Raw genomic sequence first — 1,911 nt, 5'->3', positions numbered from 1 at the left:
GCAGCGATTTATATCGCAGTCTTTATGGTGTGGTTGGGAAAATATCCGACTTGGAAGGCCATTGCAGTAGCGATAGGTGTCAGCGTAGCCCTGTACCTCATGTTTGAATTCTGGTTCCAGGTTCCATTACCACATGGCGCATGGTTTAATCCGCTCGAGTTTGTTGGCGTGAATTAAAAAATAATAACTATTAAAAAAGAATAAAAGGAGTTCAAGTTGGAAGAAATTAGCGCTCTATTCAGCGGCTTTGCCGTTGCAATGACACCCTTTAACTTGCTATTAATGCTTGTTGGTGTAACTCTCGGTGTGATTATTGGTGTATTGCCTGGTTTGGGTGGCGCAAACGGAATTGCGATTCTGTTGCCATTGACCTTCACAATGCCGCCAACATCCGCAATCATCATGCTCTCCTGTATTTATTGGGGCGCATTATTTGGTGGTGCGATTACATCTGTTCTTTTCAATATTCCGGGCGAGCCCTGGTCTGTTGCGACAACCTTTGACGGCTATCCAATGGCCCGTAACGGCAAAGCTGGTGAAGCATTAACAGCAGCGTTCACATCTTCATTTGTTGGTGCGTTCTTTGCAATTGTGATGATCACTTTCTTGGCTCCTTTGGTTGCTAAGTTTGCTCTACAGTTTGGACCGCCTGAGTTCTTCTCGGTCTACTTATTGACCTTCTGTAGCTTCGTGGGTATGAATAAGGGTTCTCCGTTCAAAACCATCTCTGCCATGATGTTGGGCTTTGCCTTAGCAACAGTTGGCATGGATACAGTGACAGGTCAATTACGTTTGACATTTGGCAACCCAGAATTGATGCGCGGCTTTGACTTCTTGATCGCGGTTATTGGCTTGTTTGGTATCGGCGAGATTCTTCTTTCAATGGAAGAGGGTCTGGCTTTCCAAGGTGCTGCTGCCAAGATTCGCGGTAAGGTTGTTTTGGAAACTTGGAAGCAGTTGCCTAAGTACTGGGCTACTTCACTCCGCAGCTGCTTGATTGGTTGCTGGATGGGTATTACTCCTGGCGGCGCTACTCCTGCTTCATTTATGTCTTATGGTGTTGCTAAACGCGTATCCAAGAATGGTGAAAATTTTGGTAAAGGTGAGATGGAAGGTATTGTTGCTCCAGAAACCGCAGCTCACGCTGCAGGTACAGCCGCATTGCTACCAATGTTGTCATTAGGTATCCCAGGTTCACCAACAGCTGCTGTGTTGCTTGGCGGTTTGTTGATCTGGGGCTTGCAACCAGGTCCATTGCTCTTCGTTGAGAAGCCAGACTTTGTTTGGGGTCTGATTGCTAGTATGTACTTGGGTAACTTGGCAGGCTTGTTTGTTGTACTAACTTGCGTTCCATTGTTTGCTTCGATCTTGAGAATTCCGTTCTCCATCATTGCTCCAGTCATTATTGTGATTTGTGCGGTTGGTGCTTATACCGTTCACAACGCAACATTTGACGTATGGTTGATGTTGGGCTTCGGTGTTATCGGTTATGTCTTTAAGAAACTCGACTACCCAATGGCGCCAATGGTCTTGGCCTTGGTCTTGGGTGACCGTGCGGAAGACTCTTTCCGTCAGTCAATGTTGATCTCACAAGGTAGCTTGGACGTATTCTTCTCCAACTACTTGGTAGGCGCAATCACTGGTTTGGCTTTGTTATTGCTGTTCTGGCCATTGATTGGCAAGGTTATCGGCAAGAAAAAAGCTGCTGCAGCGTAAGCTCAAGAGCTAAATAAGTTAAGAGAAGGGGGCGCAAGCCCCCTTTTTTCTATTGCTGCAAAAAATCCGATAAAATCTCCACATCATGAATTGCCGTAAAAACCGCCTCATTCACTGGATTGCAGTTTTAGCAATCACAATGAGTGCGCTTGCGCCAGCAGTTTCTCAAGCGGTATCGCTAGTTAAGCATGGCCA

General features: G+C 46.2%; 2 protein-coding genes. Both read left to right on the top strand.

Features of this window, described 5'->3' with window-relative positions:
* The first annotated feature begins 6 nt into the window (after window positions 1-6).
* Window positions 7-177 (top strand): tripartite tricarboxylate transporter TctB family protein, encoded by a 171-nt coding sequence (locus tag B7Y67_RS19550; RefSeq protein WP_367227300.1) that lies wholly within the window; start codon window positions 7-9, stop codon window positions 175-177.
* 39 nt (window positions 178-216) lie between these two features.
* Complete coding sequence (locus tag B7Y67_RS16565) at window positions 217-1,716, top strand: tripartite tricarboxylate transporter permease (RefSeq protein WP_293599569.1); 1,500 nt, start codon at window positions 217-219, stop codon at window positions 1,714-1,716.
* Window positions 1,717-1,911: the final 195 nt, after the last annotated feature.

Source organism: Polynucleobacter sp. 35-46-11 (assembly GCF_002281105.1).
The sequence above is the reverse complement of the archived record's forward strand: the minus strand, read 5'-3'. Positions and strand labels throughout refer to the sequence as shown.